General features: G+C 35.8%; 12 protein-coding genes. 9 read left to right on the top strand and 3 right to left on the bottom strand.

What is annotated here, in order from left to right; translation table 11 throughout:
* Positions 1-99: 99 nt before the first annotated feature.
* Positions 100-1,284, bottom strand: coding sequence for a YgeY family selenium metabolism-linked hydrolase (locus NTX22_09980; protein MCX6150842.1), 1,185 nt, complete (start codon positions 1,282-1,284; stop codon positions 100-102).
* A gap of 294 nt (positions 1,285-1,578) precedes the next feature.
* On the opposite strand from NTX22_09980, the gene ygfK reads away from it, so the two are divergent.
* From ygfK to NTX22_09965, 3 genes are all read left to right on the top strand, one after another.
* Positions 1,579-4,788, top strand: a complete 3,210-nt coding sequence (ygfK, locus tag NTX22_09975) for a putative selenate reductase subunit YgfK (GenBank protein MCX6150841.1) — start codon at positions 1,579-1,581, stop codon at positions 4,786-4,788.
* A gap of 90 nt (positions 4,789-4,878) precedes the next feature.
* Positions 4,879-6,195 carry a putative aminohydrolase SsnA gene (ssnA, locus tag NTX22_09970; GenBank protein ID MCX6150840.1) on the top strand — a complete coding sequence of 439 codons (1,317 nt, stop codon included), beginning with the start codon at positions 4,879-4,881 and terminating at the stop codon, positions 6,193-6,195.
* Between the two features lie 128 nt (positions 6,196-6,323).
* The gene (locus tag NTX22_09965) at positions 6,324-7,064 is read left to right on the top strand and encodes a restriction endonuclease (protein MCX6150839.1); all 741 of its coding nucleotides are present in this window, start codon (positions 6,324-6,326) and stop codon (positions 7,062-7,064) included.
* Positions 7,065-7,110: 46 nt separating this feature from the next.
* On the opposite strand, the gene NTX22_09960 is transcribed toward NTX22_09965, so the two are convergent.
* Positions 7,111-8,115 carry a hypothetical protein gene (locus tag NTX22_09960; protein MCX6150838.1) on the bottom strand — a complete coding sequence of 335 codons (1,005 nt, stop codon included), beginning with the start codon at positions 8,113-8,115 and terminating at the stop codon, positions 7,111-7,113.
* Positions 8,116-8,453: 338 nt separating this feature from the next.
* On the opposite strand from NTX22_09960, the gene NTX22_09955 reads away from it, so the two are divergent.
* From NTX22_09955 to rbsK, 5 genes are all read left to right on the top strand, one after another.
* Entirely contained in the window at positions 8,454-9,920 is a 1,467-nt protein-coding gene (locus tag NTX22_09955) for a pyridoxal-phosphate dependent enzyme (protein MCX6150837.1), read from the top strand.
* Positions 9,921-9,977: 57 nt separating this feature from the next.
* The gene (gene allB, locus NTX22_09950) at positions 9,978-11,444 is read left to right on the top strand and encodes an allantoinase AllB (protein MCX6150836.1); all 1,467 of its coding nucleotides are present in this window, start codon (positions 9,978-9,980) and stop codon (positions 11,442-11,444) included.
* Between the two features lie 79 nt (positions 11,445-11,523).
* Complete coding sequence (locus tag NTX22_09945; GenBank protein ID MCX6150835.1) at positions 11,524-12,966, top strand: phosphotransferase; 1,443 nt, start codon at positions 11,524-11,526, stop codon at positions 12,964-12,966.
* 88 nt (positions 12,967-13,054) lie between these two features.
* On the top strand, positions 13,055-13,771 hold the full coding sequence (locus NTX22_09940; protein MCX6150834.1) for a nucleotidyltransferase family protein: 717 nt from the start codon (positions 13,055-13,057) through the stop codon (positions 13,769-13,771).
* A gap of 914 nt (positions 13,772-14,685) precedes the next feature.
* Complete coding sequence (gene rbsK / locus NTX22_09935; protein ID MCX6150833.1) at positions 14,686-15,600, top strand: ribokinase; 915 nt, start codon at positions 14,686-14,688, stop codon at positions 15,598-15,600.
* Positions 15,601-15,617: 17 nt separating this feature from the next.
* Here rbsK and NTX22_09930 read toward each other — a convergent pair whose 3' ends face one another.
* Positions 15,618-17,798 (bottom strand): Tex family protein, encoded by a 2,181-nt coding sequence (locus NTX22_09930; protein ID MCX6150832.1) that lies wholly within the window; start codon positions 17,796-17,798, stop codon positions 15,618-15,620.
* Positions 17,799-18,226: 428 nt separating this feature from the next.
* Between NTX22_09930 and NTX22_09925 the strand changes: the two genes are divergently transcribed.
* Complete coding sequence (locus NTX22_09925; protein ID MCX6150831.1) at positions 18,227-18,424, top strand: hypothetical protein; 198 nt, start codon at positions 18,227-18,229, stop codon at positions 18,422-18,424.
* The last annotated feature ends 151 nt before the right edge of the window (positions 18,425-18,575 follow it).

The raw sequence follows: 18,575 nt of genomic DNA, 5'->3' as shown, positions 1-18,575 counted from the left end.
GTATGAATAATACGATATTGTTTATTGGCAATGTACAAAAAATTTCTTCCAAATCCACTTTAATTGAAGTCCCTTTAGTTGCCTTTCCTTTAAACATGTTCAGAAGCTCTCACAAAACATAGCGTAGAATGCGGATGCTTTTACTAAATCATCCACCGGTACTTTTTCGTTTGGTGCGTGTGCAAACACTTCATTGCCGGGCCCAAAACCGATTACCGGTATTCCATAAATTCCAGTTATCACAACTCCGTTTGTGGAAAAAGTCCATTTATCAACCAAAGCATCTTTGCCAAATAATTCCTTAAATGCATTCACTCCAGTTTGTATAACCGGATGGTCTTCTTCCAATTTCCAGGTTGGATAATATTTTTCCATTCCGTAAGTCAAACCGGTAAATGCTTTTTCTTTATATTCCAGCATCTCAACTTTGGCTTTCATTTCTTTTACAATTTCTTCAACCTGATTGATTGCAAGCTTTTTATCTTCGCCCCAGGTTAATCGTCTATCAAGATGGATCTTTGCAAAATCGGAAACAGCACAAAGCGATGGACTTGAAGAAATCATTTCTGTAACAGTAACCGAACCTTTGCCAAGGAAAGGATCAACTGCAAGCCGTTCATTCATCTTTTCAATTTCAAGAGCAGCTTTTGATGCCATATAAATAGCATTCTTACCTCTTTCCGGAGCAGAGCCATGAGATGAAACCCCGTAAAAGGAAACTTCTATTTCCATTCTTCCACGCTGCCCGCGGTAGATGTTTAAGTTTGTTGGTTCGGTAACAATAACGCAGTCGGGTTTTATTTTGTCTTCTTCTAAAATATATTTCCAGCATAAACCATCACAATCTTCTTCTATAACTGATCCGATAAAATAAATCGTTACATCGTTTTTCAATCCAAGTTCTTTTAAAATTCTTCCAGCAGTTACAAAAGCTGCCGGACCACCTTTCTGATCAACGCTTCCCCTACCATGAACGAAACCATCTTTAATTTCACCGGAAAGCGGATCAAAATTCCAGTTCTCTTCATTCCCAATATCAACTGTATCAATATGTCCATCAATAGCTATAATTTTTTTGCCGCTGCCAATTCTTCCAATTACATTTCCGAGCCCATCAATTTTTACTTCATCAAAATTGGCTTCCTCCATCTGGCATTTTAATTCGCGCGCGGCTTTTTCTTCCTTTGTGCTTAACGATTTACGTTGTATGAGTCTTGAAAGATTTGCAGCAGTGTAATCTTTATATTGTTCTGCTTTTTCCAAAATTAGTTTTGAGTAATCCATTATCAATCCTTTTTTATGAAAATATTTGATGCTTAACTTTGAATGTTATAATCTGGAAAGGTAAAAGCAAATTTTTTAATTCAATAGCAACATTCAAAATTTTTAACATCATTTAAAATTGCGAAACGAATTTACAAAAAAATAGAAACAGATTTAAGAACAAAATCTTATATTTGCCGAAGTATTTTATTCTATTGTCAAATTGTTCTTCAGCAATTTAACAGTAATACCTTTTAACCAGTAATATCTCACACAGTACTAATTGATTAGTCTGAGGTTGTTGTGGCGTTGCAAATGAGAACCATCGAGTTTCATCACTTATTGAACTGGATTTTTAATGAATATAAAAATCACAAATCAATTTTTGGAATACCTTCAGAAAAATTTTTCTTTAAGAAGGATTTTAAAACTTTAGAAGTCTTTGGTGAATTATTAGAAACGCCTATCGGTCCCGCTGCTGGACCGCATACTCAGTTAGCGCAAAATATTATTTCCGCTTTTCTTACCGGAGGAAGATTTTTTGAATTAAAGACCGTCCAAATCCTGGATAACCTTGAAATAGACAAACCCTGTATAGATGCTGAAGATGAGGGTTACAATGTTGAATGGTCGCAGGAATTATCGCTCGGTGAATCTTACGATGAGTATATAAAGGCATGGATTCTCATTCACCTGCTGAATGAAATATTCCATTTCTCTCCTTTAGAAGAGAAAGGATTTATTTTTAATATGAGCGTTGGTTATGATCTTAAAGGAATTAAGTCGCCGGGAATGGATACATTTATAAACCAATTAAAAGATGCCTCCATCAATAAAACCTTTAATACTTATAAAGAATCTTTACTCGCTCTGCTAAAAAATGGTTACTACAAGAATTTACTGAAAAACGGATTTGGAATAGAACACATCTTTGATGATAAAATTGAAATCTGCATTGAATGCCTTGAAAGAATAACACCAAACATTTCTAACTCAGTCACACTTTCAACAATGCATGGCTGCCCTCCGGATGAGATTGAAGCAATTGCCAAATATTTGATTAAAGAAAAAGGTCTTCACACTTACGTTAAATTAAATCCTACTTTACTTGGATATGAGTTTGTTGAAAACACTTTGCGTTCGCTTGGTTACAAATATGTTCAACTTGATAAAGATGCCTTTAACCACGATCTGCAATTTACTGGCGCGGTTCCAATGTTAAATCGTTTGAAAGAATTCGCCAAAGAAAACAACAGAGAGTTCGGGGTTAAGCTTTCCAATACTTTGGGAATGAAGAATAAAAAAGGGGCGCTTCCAGGGAGCGACATGTATATGTCCGGAAGAGCATTGTATCCATTAACAATTAATCTTGCCAGCAAATTAGCTTCTGAGTTTAATGGAGATTTAAATATTTCTTTCTCCGGCGGCGGATCGATCCACAATGCGGAAAAAATTCTTTCCGCAGGAATTTATCCAATTACTTTTGTGACCGATTTGCTTAAGCCCGGTGGTTATAATCGATTGTATCAAATTACAGAGCAGGTAACCCGTGTTTGGGAATTAGAACCGAGAGGAAGGAAAATAAATTTTGATAAACTCAAGTCATTGGCTGAATATTCTTTGACTGATATTGATTATAGAAAAGATGCACGGGAAATTAATTCAATTAAAGTTCCTTTGAAATTACCTCAACTAGATTGTTACATTGCGCCTTGCCAGGAAGCCTGCCCAATTCATCAGGATGTTGCTGAGTACATACAACTGATTGAAGAAAATAGATTTGAAGAAGCGTTTGAAGTAGTTACAGCTAAAAATCCACTGCCTCATATTACTGGTTACATTTGCGATCATCAATGTATGTATCATTGCACGCGCTGGGATTATGAATCTCCGGTTTTAATTAGAGATCTTAAAAAAATTGCTGCTGAAAAAGGATTTCCGGAATATTTAGAGAAGCTGGGGGCAAGAAGTCAGAAGTCAGTAAAAAATAATTCAGCTGCAGTAAAAGTTGCTGTTATTGGCTCGGGACCTTCAGGATTAGCTGCCGGTTACTTTCTTGCAAAATCTGGGTTTGAAGTAACCATTTTCGAGAAAACAGAAAAAGCCGGTGGAACGGTCCAGCACGTTATTCCAAATTTCCGATTACCGCAGGATGCAATTGATAAAGATATTGAGTTTATAAAATTGTTTGGAGTGAAATTTGAATTTGGAATTAGTAGCGACTTTTCATTGGATGAATTAAGAAATCAAGGATTCAAATATTTTTATTTGGCAATCGGTGCTGGAAAATCGAGAGAATTAAAACTTGCTGGTAATAACAAAAATGTGTTAGACGCAATCAGCTTTTTAAAACAATTCCATAAAGATGAAAAGCCGGTGCTTGGAAAAACAGTAGCAGTAGTTGGAGGCGGAAACTCTGCAATGGATGGCGCCCGCGCAGCAATACGATGCTGCGGCGTGGAGAAGGTTTACATCATCTACCGGAGAACCAAGGAATTTATGCCCGCTGATAAAGAAGAATTTGATGCAGCAATAAACGATGGTGTGATATTTAAAGAACTATTATTGCCAGTTGAATTTTCCAGCAATAAATTACAATGCCAGAAGATGATACTTGGAGGAATTGAATCCGATGGAAGAAGAAAAGTGTTACCCGCAGAAAATGAATTTACAGAAATTGAAGTTGATTCCGTTATCTCTGCCATCGGTGAAGTAGTGGAACTTGATATTCTAAAAAAGAATAATCTTTCGTTGGACAAAAGTAGCTCTATAATAACAAACAACACCACAAATGAAACCGAATTGGAAAATGTTTTTATCGGAGGTGATGCTTTGCGCGGTCCCGCAACAGTTGTGGAAGCGATTGCGGATGGTAAGAAAACCGCTGATGCGATAATCAGAAAAGAGAATATAAAGCTTGAAGAAAATTATCAAATCAAATTCGATTTGACAAAAAGGGAAAAAACATTGATCAAAAGGAAAGGTGTTGTTTCCGTTCAAAGTGAAAGCGATTTGATTTTAGAATCTTCACGATGTTTGAGTTGTAATTTTATTTGCAATAAATGCGTGGAAGTTTGCCCGAACAGGTCAAATATAGCAATTGAAATCTCCGATCTTGCCTTTCGGCAAACAGGTTCTCCGACTCTCCGATTCTCCGATTCACAGTTCAAAGATAAATACCAAATCCTACACATAGATGGAATGTGTAACGAATGCGGAAACTGCGAAACATTTTGCCCTTACACCGGTGCACCCTATAAAAATAAATTTACTTTGTTCTGGAGTGATGATAATTTTAATAAAAGCAAGAATGATGGTTTTTATTTGCGACCATCAAAGTCCGAAAACATCCAGGCATTTAAAATAAGATTAGCTTCTGTTGAAGGTGAATTTGAGTTTGATAAAAGCAGTAACCTGATTGGCTGGAACTCAGAACTTTATGAAAGTGCGGGGTTTAGCAAATACACAACGTTGATTTTAAATATCTACAAAAATTATTCGTACTTATTAGATCCAACAACATAATGCGGTAAGCCGCAATGGATGATCCCGCTAGCGGGATTGACGGATGATGGAAAATGGTATAAACTAACAATGATATAAATCGGAACAATCATGATCGCTCTACTTAATGCACGAATTATAAATTTTAATCCTCAATTTGTTTCGGAGCCAACGGACATTATTGTTGATAACGGAATTATACACGATGTTGGAAAAGACGTAAACAAAAAATATCCTGCGGATAAAGTTATTGATCTGAATGGAAAATTTGTTTCTACCGGTTTAGTCTGCTCACACAATCATTTTTATTCCGCGCTGGCAAGAGGAATAATAGCAAACATAAATCCAGCCCATAATTTTCCTGAGATTTTACAAAACCTGTGGTGGAAACTTGACCGTGCATTGGATGAAGAATCTCTTTATTACAGCGGATTGATTGGAGCACTGGAAGCAATCAAGTGCGGCACCACTTCGGTTATTGATCATAATGCTTCTCCATCTTTTATCAGCAATTCGCTAACCACTTTAAAAAAATGTTTTGAAGAAGTTGGATTGCGTGGGATCTTATGTTACGAAGTTACAGACAGGAATGGTTTGGACGAAATGGAAATTGGAGTCAAAGAAAATATAGATTTTACGAATTCCATTCCGGAACAATCGAAGCCTCATTTGGTAGGAGCTGCAATTGGCGCCCATGCTTCTTTTACTTTAAGTGATGATTCATTAAAACATTTATCTGCGGCTGTTTCGAAAACCAAAAGAGGAATACACATTCACGTTGCTGAAGATGATTCTGACCAAAGAGATTGTATCATCAAATACAGGAAGAGAGTAATAGAAAGATTAAATGATTTTGATCTACTAAATCATAAATCAATACTTGCTCACGGAGTGTTTTTAAATGAAAAGGAGATCGAAATAATCAATTCTAAAAACTCCTTTCTAATTCATAATCCACGCTCTAATATGAACAACAGTGTTGGATATTTGAATAACATGTCGAAAGTAAAAAATGTTGCATTGGGAACGGATGGAATTGGCTCTAATATGTTTGAAGAAACAAAATTTGCATACTTCAAGAATAATGATGCTAAGGCTCCTCTTCAAACGAACGACTACCTTGGATTTTTACAAAATGGAAATGAAATTCTTCACCGGTACTTTGGTTATCCGTTTGGAAAAGTTGAGATCGGTTATATTGCCGACCTTGTAGTTTACGATTATCAGCCGCCAACACCTTTGCAAACAGAAAACCTTGCTGGCCATTTTATTTTTGGCTTTTCCTCACGGGATGTTGAAACGGTAATTGTGAACGGTAAAATTGTATTAGAAAATCGGCATTTCCCTTTTGATATAGAACCAATTTACCGGGAAGCAAAAGTTGCAGCAAGAAAATTATGGAAGCGAATGGATGAACTTCCGGATTAGAAGATTATATGTTACCTGTCCTCTGCTCATTCAAGAGCAATATTGAGCGAAGTTATAACGATATTGTGGATCATTTAACGAAAAATTATGACTTAATAAAGAACGACGATCCTAAAAGATCAATTCTAATGATTAATGGAACGGTTGGTTATTTTCTAAAATCTAAATTAATCGAGAGAATTAATAAAGGATTTTTTACTATTACCACAAGAGGTCAACAATTACTACAAAGGGAATTGAATAAAATTGATGTGAGTGTTTTAAGAGAATATCCTGAATTTGATGAATTTATAATGAGTAGATATAGAAAAAATCAGACCAATGATTCAGAAAGCGAGCAAGTAATTGATACTCTATTACCAGAAGAAAAAATTGATACATCTTATGAATTATTCAAAAAGAATCTTTCTGATGAGATTTTAGAAAAATTAAAAGGTTGTACCTGGCAATTTTTTGAAATATTAGTAAAAGATCTACTTGTCGCTATGGGTTACGGTGATCCCAATGATGAAACAAGAATAACTCAAGGTCCTGGGGATGAGGGGATAGATGGAATCATAAAAGCAGACGTGCTTGGTTTAGATATAATATGCATTCAAGCAAAAAAATGGGAAAATACTGTGGGGAGACCTGAGATACAAAAATTTGCTGGTAGCCTTGAAAGTAAAAGAGCAAAAAAGGGTGTTTTTATAACAACATCAACTTTCACTAAAGAATCACTGGAATATGTTGACAAAATTGAAAAGAAGATTGTATTGATTGACGGTAATAAGTTAGCAGAACTGATGATTGATTATGACATTGGTGTAAGTCATCATAAAAAAATTATTCTAAAAAAATTAGATTCAGATTATTTTGAAGGAGTGTGAACGTAGTCGAAATAGCCAATCAAGACGGACGCCGCTATAATTGTTTTCATTCTGTTTCAAAATCTGCAAGAATAAGTAATACAAATGCATAGCTCAAAAATGCCTTTAACCGGTTTAGTCCTTTCTGTGTAGCAGAAATTTTCCAGCTTTCATTTATGATGGTTCTTAAGTGTGGGAACAAACTGATTATCTCATCTATTTCAGAAGAATAAATAATTCTTTTTTTATCAATCAGCCTTTTAAAGAATTTTAGAATCAACGGAGCTACAAAAGTAAACCACACAAAAACTATCAGGAGCGATCTGATAATCATATTTACAATTTCATAAACCTTATTCTTTCCAAACTCAGGAAAGATATAAGACAAACTAACCATCACAACGGGGAAAGTTAAAATTATAATTCCAGTTGGTTTCTTCCACCATCTTCTTTTTTTCTTCTTATTCTTGTTCTGGTCAATATTCCCCCGCGAACTATTGTTCTGGAATTGCAGGGCTGGAATATCATTCCTTTCAGAAAGTTTCGTAATCCATGCTGGCAACCTGCCGGCAATTATTCCAGCGGCAATTCCTCCAAGAAGATGAATAGAACCATAAATGCCAATCAGCCACCAGCTTATTTTTAAATTAGCCGCAGTTGAAATAGAAAATTGTTTAAGCACAAATGCCGAAAATTGATCGATCGATTCCCACAGCGTATTTCCAAAAACAAGCGTTAGTAAAAATATTTTTTGAAATGCAGAATACATCGATGCAAATATTCCAAGAATTAATGACGAAACTTTTGGCAGGCGCATTGTTGAAAACAATAATTGCCCGGCTAATCCTTGGATAAGAACAGCAAAGTGCGCATTTATTGGAGTGTTGGGACTAATAATAACCTTTACCAGGATAACAATTAAAGTGGATTTCAGAACGGTCCACCGCTTTTGCGAAAAGTACGCAATCAATGAAATAAAAATTACAGCAGCCCCGCAGATAAATAATCCAGAGAAAGGAATTCTGAATGCATGCAGCACACCGCCCAATGCCGATTCACTGAAAGCCCACAACGCCGTTATCCGGTTAACCGCAGAAAGATTTTTTATTGATGCAACTTTATTGTTTTCGTTAATAAAAATTAGATGCCTCTTTTTCCATGTTCTTAAACTGCTAAAATTTTCATGAATTCTTGTTAAAGCTTGCGTTAAAAATACACGTAAATCAAAGAACCATCAATACGAGGCTTACTAAATTTCCGCTCTGCCGCCTGCCCAAATAAACCTTAAAAGTTACATTGGGTGGAGCCGGAACTTATCGCATTTCAATTATTCCAAAATATTTACACAAAAAATCATTAATTTGCCGTGTAGATAAATTGTTGTTAGTGAAAAATTCTTAAGGAAATATTATGGATAATTGGAATTGGAAAATTGAGAATGAGGATTTCCTTCACCGTTCAATTGAAAGATGCAGAAAACAAAAAATAATTCTTCCAACATTTAAACAATTAAAACATCCGGAAACTATTCCGGCAGAGATCCAACAGAAACTTGAGAAAGTGGATTTGAATGAACTCAATCCGCTCAATCTTTTCCGTATCAATTGGCAGAATGATGTTAAGACTGGAAAGATTGGCGGAATAAACTATCTTGAACTTCCACAAAGCATAACCGGAGTTAAAGCGCGCATTATTGGTTTGGTTGGCAAACATTTTCCAACCGGTGCACATAAAGTTGGCGCAACTTATGGCTGCCTGGCGCCATATCTTGTAACGGGAAGATTCAATCCGGATTATCATAAAGCAGTGTGGCCCTCAACCGGAAATTATTGCCGCGGCGGTGTTTTTAATTCCGCTTTGCTTTCAGTGCATGCAGTCGCAATACTTCCGGAAGAAATGAGCAAGGAAAGATTTGATTGGCTTAAAACTCTTGGCGCCGAAATTTATGCGACTTACGGATGCGAAAGTAACGTAAAAGAAATTTACGATAAATGCCACGAGCTTGAAGCGAAAAGCGATGAGTATTTTATCTTCAACCAGTTCGATCAATTTGGTAATCCCGCCTGGCATTATGAAGTTACTGGATTTGCGATAGAAAGTTTGTTCAATCAAATTAAAAAAGGGAACCAGCGTTTAAGCGGATATGTAAGCGCAACCGGTTCGGCCGGAACAATCGGAGCTGGAGATTACCTGCGCACAAAGTTTCCGACAATGAAAGTTCTCGCATCGGAAGCACTGCAATGCCCCACACTTTATATGAACGGCTTTGGTGGGCACCGCATTGAAGGAATCGGCGACAAACATATTCCATGGATCCACAATGTTAAAAACACAGATGCCGTTGTTGCAATTGATGACGAACTTCCACTTCGTATCCTTCGCTTATTTAACGAACCTGCCGGAAAAGAGTGGCTCGTTAAGCAAGGAATGGATTCCGAGGTTATCGATCAATTATCGTTGATGGGCATTTCATCCATCAGCAATACCATAAGCGCAATTAAACTTGCAAAGTATTTTGAATTCGGTGAGAACGATGTCATCTTTACAATTTTTACGGATTCAGTTGAAATGTATAGATCGCGTTTGCAGGAAATGAATGAAAGCAGCGGAAGCTACTCCGATAGACAAGCTGAAATCGATTGGCGTATTGCAATTGAAAATCAAAATATTGATTTTATTAAAGAGTTAAATTATTACGAAAAGAAAGCCATCCACAATTTAAAATATTTTACCTGGGTGGAGCAGCAAGGAAAAGATGTAAAAGAATTAAATGCTCAGTGGTACGATGAAGATTACTGGAAAGAACGCTTTGCTACAGTTGGTTTATGGGATAAATTAATTGAAGATTTTAATCGGCAGGTAAATTCTGAAAAATAAGTAATTGCTCTTGTTATAATTTAGCAAATTGATTTTAATAATTTTCGACTGGAAATCATGGCTTCAAAAGTACGCATACTGTCAAATGTATTTATAAATACCTCTGGTAATAAGTTAAAGCTAAACGATATTATCTTCGATGAAAAAATTGTTCAGATAATTCCAAAGCTGAATTCAACGGTTAATTGGGACGATATTTCCACTAAAGAAAAATTATCCGGGTTTGTCAATGGTCTACAATTAAAAAAACTTCCAGCCAGTTCTCAAGTTATAGATGGAGAATTTTTACTTGCAATGCCCGGAGGAATTGATTCTCACGTTCACTTTAATACACCAGGCTTTGAAAACCGGGATGACTTTGAACATGGATCACTTGCTTCGGCATCAGGAGGAACAACAACAATAATAGATATGCCCTGCACATCTATTCCGCCCGTTACATCTTTGGAAAATTTTCAAATAAAACTGAAGGCTGTAAAACAAAGAAGTATTGTTGATTTTGCTTTTTGGGGAGGCATCAGCGGAAATGATTTTACTGATGGGAAAAATATTCAAAATCAAATTGAGGAATTGGCTAAAGTTGGCGTAACGGGATTTAAAGCCTACCTTCATTCCGGGATGAATTCTTTTAGAGAATTAACCAAAATGCAGATGCAGGTTTGCGCAAGCTGGATAGCCAATAACAAAAAGATTCTTGCTGTTCATGCAGAAGATAAAGAGCTGATAACCAACAGTATGATTTCATTCCAACGTGAAGGAAGAACTGATTGGCGAGCATACTGCCAGGCTCGTGATGAAAGTGCGGAAGCCCAGGCAATTACTAATGTGGTTGATATTGCAAAAAAAACTGGTTGTAAAATCCTTGTTGTTCATCTTAGCTCCAGGCTGGGACTTAATTTGATTCGGAAAGCCAGAAAGGAAGGATTGGATATATCAGCCGAGACTTGTCCCCATTATCTTTACTTTACACAAAAAGATTTTGAGAACCGCACGATTTCAAATTTTCTTAAAACTGCACCGCCTGTTAAGCATGAAGCTGACCGTGAAGCGCTTTGGCAGGGACTGAAAGATGGAACGATTTCCTTTGTAACAACAGACCATGCTGGATGCAATCCGGCAAAAGAAAAATCCTCTAAAAATTTTTGGGAAGTATATGTCGGCATACCTGGCGCAGAGCACCGGATTCCATTTCTTTTTAGCGAAGGGTTTTTTAAAGGAAGGTTAACGATGGAAGAAACGATCCGGCTGCTATCAATGAAGGCTGCTGAATATTTTAACCTGCCGGGAAAAGGTAAAATAGAAATTGGTTATGATGCTGATTTGAGTTTGATAAATCTTTGGGATGAGGAAGTAATCAAGGCGGAAAATATGCATTCTAAAGGAAAGTACACACCGTTCGAAGGAATTACATTTAAATCCATTGTTGAAAAAACTTTGGTTCGGGGAAAAATAGTTGCTGATAGAAAAAATTATCCGGAAGCATCCACCGGATACGGACAATTTATAAATATATTTGGTAAGTAAATTTTAAACTCTTACTCTTGTTCTTGTTCTTGTTCTTAGTTCTGGTAGATTTGATTCCTATGAAAAAAATAAGGTATAAATGCAAAAAGATAAAAAATTAATAATCCTTTTTGAAAAATGGTCTGGTGAAAAATCCTTAAACATAACCGCACTTCCTCTGTCTGGTTCTGCAAGGGAATATTATCGGATAACCGGAAGAAACAAAACTGCCATCGGCGTTTTTAATTCTGATAAGAAAGAGAACATTGCTTTTCTAACTTTCAGTAAACATTTTTTCTCTAAGGGATTAAGAGTGCCCGAAATTTATTGCGAAGATTTGAAGAACAATGTTTACTTAATCCAGGATCTTGGTGATACAACTCTATTTTCATTTTTAACCGCAGTTCGTAAAGACGGTGGTTTTCCTGCTGATTTAATTTCATTTTATAAAAAAGTAATTGAGCAGCTTCCCCTGTTCCAGATAATTGCGGGTAAAGATTTGGATTACAGTGTTTGCTACCCGCGCTCCTCATTCGATCAATTATCTATGATGTGGGACTTAAATTATTTTAAATATTATTTTCTTAAACTTGCCAAGGTTCCTTTTGATGAGCAGCATCTTGAAGATGATTTCCGGACTTTCACCGATTATTTGCTTCAAGCTGAAAGCGAGTATTTTCTTTACCGCGATTTTCAATCACGTAACGTAATGATTTACAACGGTGAACCTTACTTCATAGATTACCAGGGTGGGCGTAAAGGGGCGCTTCATTACGATCTGGCTTCTTTGCTGTATGATGCCAAAGCCGATATACCATTGCCGGTTCGTGCAGAACTACTCCATCATTACATTGAAACAACCGGCAAATTGATTCCAATTAACGAACTGGAATTTACACAATATTTTTTTGGATTCGTTTTAATAAGAATGCTGCAGGCAATGGGTGCTTACGGTTATCGAGGTTTTTATGAACGTAAGGAACATTTTCTAAAAAGTATTCCGTTTGCATTACGCAACCTTGAATGGATTTTAAACACAGTCACTTTTCCGGTTAAACTTCCAACTTTGCTAAAAGTTCTGCGACGAATGATTGATTCCGAAGAATTAAAAAAATACGGGGAAACAAAAGCCACATTAAACCTTACCATTCTTATAAATAGTTTTTCTTATAAGAAGGGAATTCCTGAAGATAAAACTGGTAACGGCGGTGGATTTGTTTTTGATTGCCGTGCCATTAATAATCCGGGCAGGTATGATCAGTACCGCTCGTTAACTGGTCGGGACCAAGAGGTAATTGAATTTCTTGAAACAGAAAGCGATGTTAACAAATTTTTGATTGATGTTTATTCGTTGGTTGATCGCACAGTAGAAAATTATCAGAAAAGATTTTTTACTAATCTGATGATAAACTTCGGATGCACCGGCGGACAGCACCGCTCAGTTTACTGCGCAGAAAAACTCGCTAAACATCTGAAAGATAAATTTGATGTGAAAGTAAAAATAAATCACCGGGAATTAGGATTGGTTAAACAAATAGAATGACGGCTTAATTATTCTAAACAATTTTATAATTCACGTCCCGCGTCTTACTTCCTTCGTTTGACGTCTGACGTTTATCGTTTCACTTAATATGAAAGCACTGATCTTTGCAGCAGGATTAGGCACCCGACTTAAACCGCTGACTGACAATAAACCGAAAGCCTTAGTAGAAGTAAAAAACATTCCTCTACTTGAATTAGCTATAACTAAGCTGAAATATTCCGGTATTGATGAAATAATTATTAATGTGCATCATTTTGCTGATATGATTGTTGATTTCCTGAAAAGGAAAAATAATTTTGGAATTAACATTGCGATTTCCGATGAAAGTGATTTACTGCTTGATACTGGCGGAGGATTGAAGAAAGCCGCATGGTTTTTTGATAATGGAAAACCATTTCTTGTTTACAATGTTGATGTTTTTTCAAATATTGATCTCAATAAACTTTACCAGACACAACTTACTGCAAACTCAATTGCAACTCTGGCGGTAAGAAACCGAGCCACGCAACGCTACTTGCTTTTTGATGATGATAATATTTTATGCGGTTGGAAGAATATAAAAACCGGCGAAACGAAAATCGCCAGGCAATCGTCATCCCAAATGCATCCGCTTGCAAACAGCGGAATACAAATCATCAATCCGCAAATTTTTGAACTGATGCCGGAAGAAAATATTTTTTCAATCATAGAACTTTATTTGAAGCTGGTTGGTAATTATAAAATCATTGCATTCAATCACGACGATAATTTCTGGCTGGATTTGGGAAAGAAAGAGAATCTGGCAGAAGCAGAAAAGCTTTTATGATGCTAAAAATTGACCGCACTCATTATCATTTCTATATTCACCTGTATTATTGATTGCTAATCTTACAGTAATTGATTTAAAATGTAATCTATTGTTTTGCTTAATAACTTTTAACGAAAGCATAAGTTTCCCGACTTGTCCAAATTAGTGCAGCAGAAGAATTAGCTTTTGTAGAAGTTTTAAGACCTCTTCTGATAAAGGAACACGCAAGAATAATTTTATTACTAAGTTTAATTAATATTCGGGTGTCTGTGATTTTTTTGCATTCGGAAAGAAAAGCTTGTATTGACTGCTTCGTTTTTATTTCAACATACTTTGATACAGCTAATGCCATAAAACAAATTTGAATGTAAAGTCTTATTGTAATGCTTAAGTTGAAAAGAGACTTTCAATTCTACATTAGTACGATTAAAACGGGTTCTGAAAGCTTTTTAAAAAACATAATTTATCTATTAAAATATTATTTCTCTTTTTGTCTCAATTAACTTTATTGAAAAATTGGGTTGTGCAACAGACTCGGCAAAGGCAGGTAATTCATCAATCCCGATAGCGGGATCAACCATTGCGGCTTGCCGCTTTTTGTTTATGTGACTAACCAGTAAGCAATTATAAGTAACCCGGCATCAACACTTCAATTCTATTTAGAATAATTAATACCATGTTTAGGTTTTGAATTGGCTGTGGTGTATTCCCCGGTTCAAAGATTTGTGTAGCAACCCATATTTATATTGCTGTCTTTAATAGCGAGACAGTATGAAGATTTAGAAAGGATGGATTTATGTGCAAAAAGCGGAAAGAGTTATTCTTGTTTTGTTTCAAATTTTCGGCTACTTTTAATTCGTTTAAAAAACAGAAAATTATTCTATACGTAGTTTACAAAAATAAATTTACATTATAATATTTTGGTGCAAGACATGGAGCGCGATGGAATTCTTGTGGTGGGCAGTACAAATATGGATATGGTTGTTACTCTGGAAAATTTTCCCAAGTTAGGGGAGACAATACTGGGGAAAAAATTTCAGACATTCCCCGGAGGTAAAGGCGCCAACCAGGCTGTTGGTGTAGCCAAGCTTGGTATTAAGACTTACTTCATTACAAAAATGGGGAATGATGCATTCAAAGAAAAATTATCCCGCGGTATGGCAGAAGATGGGGTGGATATCAACGCCATATTTGTTGATCCGGAAGAAAGCACTGGTATAGCAGTTATTGCAGTTAATGCTAAAGGTGAAAACGAAATTATGGTGGTTCCCGGTAGCAATATGAAACTTATGCCGGAGGAAATTGAAACCAAAAAGTTGCTGTTTCAAAAATCCAGAATATTATTAACGCAATTAGAAATCCCGCTTGAAACAATAAACAAATCAGTTGTGCTTGCAAAAGAAAACGAAATGATAGTAATTCTTAATCCAGCTCCGGCAACGTTAATTCCGGATAATGTTTTAAGTATGATTGACTATCTAACACCAAATGAAACCGAACTTGAAATTTTAACTGGTCAACCAATCAGAGATGAAGTCTCAATCAAAAAGGCAGCACAAATGTTACTTGATAAAGGGGTAAAGAATGTCATCGTAACCGTTGGAGAAAAGGGTGCAATGCTCATTAATCAAGAACGGGCAGCAATCTTTAATGCGAAGAAAGTGAAAGCTGTTGATTCAACTGGAGCAGGCGATTCCTTTAATGCAGGTTTAGCTTACGGATTATATCATAATTTCACCTTGGACGATTCAATTAAATTTGCAAATGTTGTTGCTGCCATATCTGTAACAAAGATGGGTGCTCAATCATCAGCACCAACTATTACTGAAGTGATGGAATTCCAATAATTAGGCAATTGCCTTAACTAAACAACCGTAATTTTGGTGCTAAGTGAAATCCTTCCTTTCTGAATATCGATTGAAAGTATAGTAACATCAATAATATCTCCAACGCTTAGTACATCCAAAGGATTTTTTACAAACTTATTTGCAATTTGCGAAATGTGCAAAAGTCCATCTTGTTTAACGCCAATATCAACAAAGGCTCCAAAATCAACAATGTTTCTTACGGTACCTTTTAACCGCATTCCTTCAACTAAATCTTCCATTTTTAAAACATCGCTGCGTAAAATTGGTTTGGGTAATTCTTCGCGTGGATCTCTGCCAGGTTTTTTTAGGTTCTCAATTATATCAAGCAAAGTTGGTTCACCAATTCCAATTTCATCAGCAATTTTCTTGCTGCCCTGTTTAGAAACGTAAAAGTGCACAAGATTTCCGGAATCTCTAAGGTTGTTAGTTGAAATGCTGCAGATGTTTAAAAGTTTTTCTGTTGCTAAATAGGATTCGGGGTGAATGAATGTATTATCCAAAAGATTGGTGCCATTAGGAATTTTTAAAAAACCAGCGGCTTGTTCAAAAACTTTTTCACCTAAACTGGCAACTTCTAAAAGCTGAGTGCGGTTAAGAAACTTTCCAATTTTATCCCGATGCTTAACAAGGTTGTTGGCAATTCTTTTATTTAATCCGGAAACATAAGTGAGTAAAGATACTGAAGCCGTGTTTAAATCAACCCCAACATAATTTACGCAGCTTACTACAACATCATCAAGTTTTTTACCTAAAAGTTTCTGATCAACATCGTGCTGGTATAAACCTACTCCAATAGATTTTGGATCTATCTTTACCAACTCGGCTAAAGGATCCAGAACTCTTCGTGCTATAGAAATATTTCCGCGCTGGCTTGCCTCCAGATCTGGGAATTCCTGCTTGGCAATAACAGACGCGGAGTAAACAGAAGCGCCCGCCTCACTAACAAGTAAGTAATGGCAATTAAGATTATTTGCTTTTATTAAATCAGCAATAAAAAATTCAGTTTCCCGGCTTGCAGTTCCATTGCCAATTGCAATAACTGAAACCTCGAACTTTTTAATTAGTGACAATACCACCCTGGAGGCAGAATCCGTTTTGTTTTGTGGAGGATGAGGATAAATAGTTTCCCCTTCAAGATATTTTCCGGTAGTATCAATTAAAGCAACTTTGCTTCCGGAAACAAAGCCTGGATCTATTCCCATAATTATTTTATCGGCAATCGGAGGTTGTAAAAGTAATTGTCTTAAGTTAGAGGCAAAGATTTCTATTGCGTGTAAATCGGCAGCATCTGTTAAATAATTTCTAACCTCTCGTTCAATTGAAGGAAAGATTAAACGATGATATGAATCTTCAATTGTTTCCTCAAGAATATTTCTGAAGACAGAATCTTCATACTGTAAATAGGTTTTCCAAATATCTTTCAAGATGGAGGTGTCATCAACCTCTAAGGCAACCCTTAAAACTTTTTCTCTTTCACCCCTGTTTATTGCCAGTGTTTGATAAGGTTTAATTTTAATAACTGATGCTCTAAAATTATAATAAATCTCATAAACATCTTTTTTAGTATTGATCTTTACTTCGGCTTTTTCTTTAACTTTTTCAGAAGCTATCGTTGCATTTTCAAGTAAAAATTCACGTACAATTTTACGGACGTCAGCGCTTTCACTTATCATTTCAGCAATGATATCTTTTGCTCCCTGCAGTGCTTCTTCTTCCGTGGTTACACCTAATTCTTCATTAATAAACTCTCGTAGCTTTTCATTAAACTCACCCGGATACATTGGGTTTTCTAAAATGAACAGTGCAAGCGGTTCTAATCCTTTTGCTTTAGCAATTGTTCCGCGTGTTTTCCGTTTGGGTTTGTATGGAAAGTATAAATCTTCAACTTCCTGAAGCTTTGCAGAATTAATTATTCTGTCTCTTAATTCATCAGTTAGTTTCCCTTGTTCTTCAATACTTTTCAGAACAGTATCTTTTCTTTCTTCAAGGATGGTTAGATAGTTTAATCGATCTTCGATAGAGCGGAGTTGTTCTTCATCCAAACCACCGGTTCTTTCCTTTCTATATCGCGCTATAAAAGGGATTGTGGCGCCATCTTTAAATAGTGCAATTACTTCATTTACCTGTTCGTTCTTTATTAACAGTTCATTTGCAATTAAATAAGGAATGTTTATCATTTACCATCACATTTTTTTGAATGCAAAAGAAACCTGAAAAAAATACCAATTACAAGTAGAAAATTAAAATATCTATTAATAAAAAATCGCGTACAGCTAACACGAAAATAAAACATATGTTAAAACTGTAGCAAAGTTGTTTGCAGCTTTAAAATTATAATAGCATCACTTTATAAGGTTTTTAAATGATTTGTTGCGTAAGATATTTTTAATTAGCATGTTCATGGCAAGGATTATAAATTTGTATTAGCATAAGTTTATTGGGTAAGTAAAACATTTAATCGTTTCCTTACCGGAAGAAGCAAGATACAAAGTTTATAATATTTGATGGATGTTTGCAGCTTGTAAGAGTAAAAAATCAATTAAATGTATAGCAGTTGGAACATTTAAACGATTAAAAAGCTATAAGAGTAGTTTCCAGAGGAGAGATGATTTCGGAAATAGAAATAAAGTATGTTAAGGTTGTATGTCCGCATTGCGGAAAGAAATCTAATGAAGTCTTGGTAATGACGTATGAATCGAGCAACTACATCAGAATAATTTATATGTGCGTCGATTGCAAAGAAGTAATAAAAATTTCAGAAGAAGGTTTTTCTAAAAATCAGCAATTAGTTCCAACAAGTTAAATTCACGATCTAATTAACTCACCTTACGCAAAGAGAAAGAAAGGTATTAAATTTCTGGTGACAAAAATCAGAGGTATGCGATGAAAAAAGAACTCTTAGAACTGTACACAGATTATTTAATGAGTTCATTTTCTTATACGACAGCCACGGG

The sequence above is a fragment of the Ignavibacteriales bacterium genome (assembly GCA_026390815.1).
GTDB lineage: Bacteria > Bacteroidota > Ignavibacteria > Ignavibacteriales > SURF-24 > JAPLFH01.
The sequence above is the reverse complement of the archived record's forward strand: the minus strand, read 5'-3'. Positions and strand labels throughout refer to the sequence as shown.

What these genes read in the sequence shown, in the direction of transcription:
- NTX22_09955 (MCX6150837.1), top strand. Translation starts at nt 8,454, where the DNA reads ATGGATAATTGGAATTGGAAAATTGAGAATGAGGATTTCCTTCACCGT.
- NTX22_09980 (MCX6150842.1), bottom strand. Translation starts at nt 1,284, where the DNA reads ATGGATTACTCAAAACTAATTTTGGAAAAAGCAGAACAATATAAAGAT.
- rbsK (MCX6150833.1), top strand. Translation starts at nt 14,686, where the DNA reads ATGGAGCGCGATGGAATTCTTGTGGTGGGCAGTACAAATATGGATATG.
- allB (MCX6150836.1), top strand. Translation starts at nt 9,978, where the DNA reads ATGGCTTCAAAAGTACGCATACTGTCAAATGTATTTATAAATACCTCT.
- ssnA (MCX6150840.1), top strand. Translation starts at nt 4,879, where the DNA reads ATGATCGCTCTACTTAATGCACGAATTATAAATTTTAATCCTCAATTT.
- NTX22_09965 (MCX6150839.1), top strand. Translation starts at nt 6,324, where the DNA reads ATGATTAATGGAACGGTTGGTTATTTTCTAAAATCTAAATTAATCGAG.
- ygfK (MCX6150841.1), top strand. Translation starts at nt 1,579, where the DNA reads ATGAGAACCATCGAGTTTCATCACTTATTGAACTGGATTTTTAATGAA.
- NTX22_09940 (MCX6150834.1), top strand. Translation starts at nt 13,055, where the DNA reads ATGAAAGCACTGATCTTTGCAGCAGGATTAGGCACCCGACTTAAACCG.
- NTX22_09925 (MCX6150831.1), top strand. Translation starts at nt 18,227, where the DNA reads ATGATTTCGGAAATAGAAATAAAGTATGTTAAGGTTGTATGTCCGCAT.
- NTX22_09945 (MCX6150835.1), top strand. Translation starts at nt 11,524, where the DNA reads ATGCAAAAAGATAAAAAATTAATAATCCTTTTTGAAAAATGGTCTGGT.
- NTX22_09930 (MCX6150832.1), bottom strand. Translation starts at nt 17,798, where the DNA reads ATGATAAACATTCCTTATTTAATTGCAAATGAACTGTTAATAAAGAAC.